Raw genomic sequence first — 5,921 nt, 5'->3', positions numbered from 1 at the left:
CAGGAGAATCGCAGAGAGAGCCTCCAGGGCCTTTTCCAGGGCTTTATTTTCGCCCTCGTTTCGATCTATTTCCTTCTGGCCATTCCCTTTCGCAGTTATATCCAGCCGGTCATCGTCATGATCGCCATTCCCTTCGGTGTGGTGGGCGCCGTGCTCGGCCATCTGATCATGGGCTACAATCTCAGCCTGATGAGCATGATGGGTATCGTCGCCCTCTCCGGTATCGTCGTCAATGACTCCCTGGTGCTGGTGGATTTTGCCAACAAACGCCGCAATACCGGGATGGGGGCGGCGGAGGCCGTGCGGGCCGCGGGACTGCGCCGCTTTCGCCCGGTGCTGCTCACCACCCTGACCACCTTCTGCGGACTCGGGCCAATGATATTTGAAACCTCCAGGCAGGCCCGCTTTCTTATCCCCATGGCCCTTTCCCTGGGCTTTGGCATACTCTTCGCCACCGTTATAACCCTGGCTCTGGTGCCCTGTCTCTATCTCATCGTGGAAGATTCCAAGCGTTTTCTCTTTCGAATCTTTACCGTTGATCCTGGAGAACATAAGCAAACATAAGGAAAGCCTGCTCTCGAATTCTGACCACGAATTTATGCTTATTCTACTCCCGCTTTATGCGCGGCAATTTTTGATTTATTGTCCATGGTCAATAATCTGGCGCTGTTTCGTCTTGCAGGTACCACATAGAGCATATCATATATTGGATGGTCCAATGTGTATCCAAGCTTAAAATCCTCACGATACAATTCAATCTCGTTTCTATATTCGCCTGATAATGTAATTGCCTGTTCAATATCCCTTTCACAATCAGGATAGGGATAATCAACAATATTTTCCGGTAACTCCCGGATTTGTAATGATGGCATTATATCCTCCTGAAGTAGGCAAGTGTAACTGTAATAATAACAATGTAAGTGGTATTTGGAATTGGGATATACCAGACTCAACCGGACAAGGTAATTGTCACATAATAGCCTCCCTTTTGCCTTTTTTCTTCTTCATTGCTGGGAGGGTTGACAATGAACGTCAAACTGGTTAACAGTAACAGCGAATTGGTTGTTAATAAATAATTTATCCGGTGTAAATAAATATATGACAACATCAAAATCCAGAGGCGAACAAATACGGCAGGCTATCCTCGATAATCTTGAAGATAGTTTTGATTCGATTGTTCCGTTTATTAGCGATAAATTCGATATCTCAAGACAAGCCGTTAATAAGCATATGAGACGCCTTGTCGATGAAGGACTTATCGATGCTATCGGAAACACTAGAAGCAGGAAATATCTTCTTGCGGAAAACACGGTTCTGGAAAAATGCTATTCGATAAACAAAGAATTAGCAGAGGACGTTGTCTGGAGAGATGACATAAGGCCAACTCTTGGCGAGCTTAAAAGAAATGTCCTTGATCTTTGGAACTATGTTTTCACCGAAATGTTCAACAACGCTCTAGACCATTCTTCAGGCTCTGAAATCAGGGTAAGCCTGGAAGAGACCGCGAAAAGTAAAGAATTGAGGATTTCTGACAATGGCGAGGGAATATTTAAGAAGATCCAACGCGAACTCAATCTGTACGATGAGCGCCATGCCGTTCTTGAACTCTCCAAAGGCAAACTTACCACAGATCCTTCCCGGCACAGCGGAGAAGGTATTTTCTTCTCATCCCGTGCTGTTGATAAGTTCATGATACTGTCCGAATCAACATACTTTTCTCATCAATTTGAAAGAGACTCTGATTGGATTCTGGAAACACAAAAAAAATACGAGGGAACTCTAGTCGCTATGGTTCTCAACAATGACACCCAACAAACTTTGGATGAATTATTTGATAGGTTTACATCGGGTGACGATTACGGATTTACAAAAACAGTTGTCCCGGTCAGACTTGCCCAGTACGAAGAGGAGTATTTAGTCTCACGCTCCCAAGCCAAAAGAGTACTAACGAGAGTTGATAGGTTCCAAACTGTCGTTTTCGATTTTGAAGGAGTCAACCAAATAGGCCAGGCATTTGCCGATGAGATTTTCAGGGTGTTTGCTAATCAAAATCCCGATATCGATCTCATACATATAAAAACGAATGAATCTGTCACAAAAATGATAAAGAGGGCAATATCAAGATCCTGAAGTTTTTTTATGTCGGATGTCGGGGTCGGACCATGATAAATCATAGCATTTCAAATACTTGAGATCAAAAAAGGTAGTGCTTAGACAAGAACAGTTTTTTGCAGTAAGCCGACCGGAGGATATATGAAAATTCTAATTGTAATTGCTGTAATCGTTCTGAGCGGGTGTTCCGGCATTGATGTCAGCACGTACCAGGGCAATGTGCCGCAGTTTGATCTGTTTACCTATTTTCACGGGGAAACAAAAGGATGGGGGATGGTGCAAGACCGTCAGGGACGGATGATCAGGCAGTTTGTCGTCGACATCGACGGCAGAATCGATCCTCAGGGCAATCTGATCCTCACGGAAGATTTTGATTGGAGTGATGGTGAAAAGTCCAGTCGGGTTTGGATAATCAGCCGGACAGAAGAGGGTGGGATTGTAGGTAACGCAGATGATGTGGTGGGTGAGGCTGCCGGCAGCAGCGCCGGCAATGTCCTGCAGTGGAACTACCATCTGCTGGTGGAGGTGGACGACAGGACCTGGAAGGTGGCACTGGACGACTGGATGTTCCTTCAGCCCGACGAAGTTTTGATAAATAAAACAAAAATGAGCAAGTTTGGTTTGAGTTTGGGTGAGATCACGATAGTGTTTACAAAACCAGGCTCCTTTGAGGGATGAGCAACAAGAAGGAAAGCCTGCTCCCACCACGAAACGTTTTGACATAGTTTGTTATGGCGCGGTAAATTAAATAAATATTTTCACTCAAAGTTTGTAAGCAGATAACACCTTTTTCATCGTTGAGGAAACTGGATGGTTAAAATTATCGCAATACACGGGAGTCCCAGGCGAGAGGGGAATAGTTCAACTCTGCTCAAACAGGCAGTGGCCGGTGCCCGGCAGGGAGGGGCGCATGTTGAAGAGGTGGTCCTTCGTGACTATACGATTTCACCGTGTATGGAAATATACGCCTGTATTAAAAACGGTCAGTGCGCCATTCGTGATGATTTTCCTGAAATACTAGAAAAACTTGAAGCGAGTGAGGGTATAATGCTTGCTTCACCTATCTTTTTTTACTCGGTGAGTGCCCATACCAAAATCTTCATGGACCGTTGCCAATCGCTGTGGGTTCGAAAATACTGGATTGAAAAGCAGGAGTTGGGTAAGGCGCACAATACCCGTAAAGGCCTCTTTATATCCGTTGGAGCGACGGGCGGGAAAAAACTTTTTGACGGCGCACTTCTTACAGTCAAATATTTCTTTGATGTTTTGAGTGCATCACTTTGGAAAACCGTTCTTTGCAGAGGGGTGGATCGCAAGGGCGAGGTTAATGGTCGGGCTGATGTCCTGCAAGAGGCGTTTGCGGCCGGCAGGGAGTTGGCTAAAGCCCTGCAGATTGAGGATGGCTACAAATGACTCGAGGAAACTTTGATCAAAAACCACACGATCTTTAACTTGACCTCTTTCCCGGCCTGCTCTAAAATACCGCATAATTTTTTGCGGCTGTTGCCATGCAAAAGAGGCTACAGTTTAGGCATCCATCGTATCGTATCGGACGGGAGTAGATGAATATTTTTAATCGCAATTTGCGAACCAAGTCCATGCTGGCTCTGGTGGTAGCCTGTCTGGTGGCCCTGGCACCGATGATCTTTATAGGCTGGCAAGTTCTGGAAAGGGGCAAAGCCCACTTTGGGCGGGCTTATGCGGAGAACTTCACCCTGCTTAAGGCCCAGAAGATAAAGGAGCCTGTAAGCAGAGAGTTGGCCCTGGCTCAGCGCTTCGCTGATTCGGTCCTATTGCTGCGATGGCTGAAAGACCCGGACTCAGCGGGAACAAGATCCAGCTTTTTCCAGGAAGCGGATGGCTATCAGGAGGCCTTTCAGGGCGGCAATTATTTCGTGGTCAACCGGGAAACCCTGGCCTACTATTTCAACGGCCCGGACAAGGCCTACAGTCAAGAGCCCCGCTACTCTCTGGACCCCGACAAAGCAGAAGATTCCTGGTTTTTCAGCACCATCGAAGAATTTGATACTCATACCATTAATGTCAATCCGGATGTGCATCTGGGGAATGTCCAGGTCTGGATAAACGTCATGATCTGGAACAAAGGCCGCAAAATCGGTATGGCCGGCACCGGCCTGGAATTATCCGATTTTCTGCAGGAGTTTATTGCAGTGGAGGAGCCTGGAGTAACTCCGATGATATTGGATTCCAAGGGCCTTATCCAGGCCCATCCGGACGAGAGACTGATAGCCTACGGCTCAGGGGCGGAGGCTGATAAGCAGAAAACCTCTGGCCAGGATCAGGCCTTCTCGTTGCAGAAGCAGCTCTCCGGTTCAGACCAGGCTCAAAGACTGGAGCGGGCCATGCAACGGGCAAGAAAAAATCCAGGAAAAGTGCAGACCTTCTGGGCGGGGCTGAATGGCAAAAAACAACTGCTGGCCTTGACCTGGATCCCTGAGCTCAACTGGAACGTGGTCACTGCCGTGGACCTGCAGGCCGTGCAAGTGCTGGAAGGGGCCAGAGTCAGTATGGCTGTGGCCGCCCTGGTTGTCATGCTCGTGCTTCTGCTGCTGCTGTTCAGTTATGGGGTGGATAGAATTGTACTGCGGCCCTTGAACAAGCTGCACCAATCAGCCACTGCTCTGGCTCGTGGAGAGTATGATGTCTCTCTGCCCTCTGCCGGCCCCGATGAACTGGGTGATCTGACTCGGGCTTTTTCCGGTATGGTAAAGGAGATCAAAAGCCATACCAGGGAGCTGGAGGACAAGGTCAGAGAGCGGACCTGTGAACTGGAGGAGAAGTCCACTCAATTGGAGCAGGCCAAGGAGAAGGCTGAAGAGGCCAGCCAGGCCAAGACAGAGGTCCTGGACAAGGTAATGGAAAGTATTCATTATGCCCAGACCATCCAGCAGGCCATATTGACCGGGGAGGAGCAGCTCAGAGCTCTGGTTCCGGAAAGCTTCTGCCTCTGGAGGCCCAAGGACGTGATCAGCGGGGATATGGTTTGGAGCAGGCGGCACAGGGATGGTTTCGCCCTGGCCGTACTGGACTGCACCGGTCATGGGGTGCCGGGAGGTGTCATGACCATGGCCGCGGTTTCCGCCCTGGATCGGGTGGCCAGCGCGACAGGAATAGACGATCCAGCCCGGGTGCAGCAGGAGGTGAGCCGGGTGGTACAGAAGATGCTCTCCAACCAGGATGCCTCACGGTTCTCAGAGGACGGCCTGGATATGGGACTTTGCGTGTATTGCCATTCAACAAGGAGTCTTGTTTTTGCCGGCAGTCGTTTAAGCCTTTTTTATGGCCATAATGGGCAACTTGCAGAAATCAAGGGCGACAGGCAAAGCCTGGGTTATCGATCTTCAGATCCGGATTTTCCTTTTCAGACACATACGGTTGACGTACAGGAAAAGATGGTTTTCTATTTGGCCACTGACGGATTATTTGATCAGATTGGGCAAGAAACCGGATTGCCTCTGGGTAAAAAACGATTGCGTTCCTTTTTGAGCAGCCTGGGGGAAAAGCCCATGCAGGATCAAAAAACTGCTCTGCTGGAGATATTCGAAAAACATCAGGGGGATGAAGAGCAACGCGATGATGTGACGGTCCTGGGTTTTCACCCTGCACCATAGCAACCAAAAAAATGGCATATCATGGAAATGCGTGCCCGGAATCAAAGTTTTGGGCTGTTGCATTGGAAGCATCATGGCTGGGGTTCGAAATCGCTATCGAAATCGGGATCGGGATCGTTTTTTGCCTAAATATACGACTGCTACGATTTCGATTTCGATAGCGATCCCGATTTGGAT

At 48.5% G+C, this 5,921-nt stretch carries 6 protein-coding genes; 5 read left to right on the top strand and 1 reads right to left on the bottom strand.

Annotation, left to right across the window (positions count from 1 at the left end):
• The coding region (locus tag L2082_RS17995) for an efflux RND transporter permease subunit (protein WP_446012075.1) at positions 1-564 on the top strand (564 nt) is incomplete at its 5' end.
• A gap of 38 nt (positions 565-602) precedes the next feature.
• Here the strand turns inward: L2082_RS17995 and L2082_RS17990 are convergent.
• On the bottom strand, positions 603-872 hold the full coding sequence (locus L2082_RS17990) for a type II toxin-antitoxin system VapC family toxin (protein ID WP_446012074.1): 270 nt from the start codon (positions 870-872) through the stop codon (positions 603-605).
• 226 nt (positions 873-1,098) lie between these two features.
• On the opposite strand from L2082_RS17990, the gene L2082_RS17985 reads away from it, so the two are divergent.
• The 4 genes from L2082_RS17985 (at position 1,099) to siaA (ending at position 5,744) form a co-directional block, all read left to right on the top strand.
• Positions 1,099-2,130 carry an STAS-like domain-containing protein gene (locus L2082_RS17985; protein ID WP_446012073.1) on the top strand — a complete coding sequence of 344 codons (1,032 nt, stop codon included), beginning with the start codon at positions 1,099-1,101 and terminating at the stop codon, positions 2,128-2,130.
• 123 nt (positions 2,131-2,253) lie between these two features.
• On the top strand, positions 2,254-2,790 hold the full coding sequence (locus tag L2082_RS17980; RefSeq protein WP_446012072.1) for a DUF3833 domain-containing protein: 537 nt from the start codon (positions 2,254-2,256) through the stop codon (positions 2,788-2,790).
• A 132-nt stretch (positions 2,791-2,922) separates the two neighbouring features.
• Positions 2,923-3,525, top strand: a complete 603-nt coding sequence (locus L2082_RS17975) for a flavodoxin family protein (RefSeq protein WP_446012071.1) — start codon at positions 2,923-2,925, stop codon at positions 3,523-3,525.
• A gap of 149 nt (positions 3,526-3,674) precedes the next feature.
• Positions 3,675-5,744 carry a biofilm regulation protein phosphatase SiaA gene (gene siaA, locus L2082_RS17970; RefSeq protein WP_446012070.1) on the top strand — a complete coding sequence of 690 codons (2,070 nt, stop codon included), beginning with the start codon at positions 3,675-3,677 and terminating at the stop codon, positions 5,742-5,744.
• Positions 5,745-5,921: the final 177 nt, after the last annotated feature.

Source organism: Candidatus Electrothrix sp. (assembly GCF_052785085.1).
Note: the sequence above shows the minus strand (reverse complement) of the source record. Positions and strands in the feature narration are given on the sequence as shown.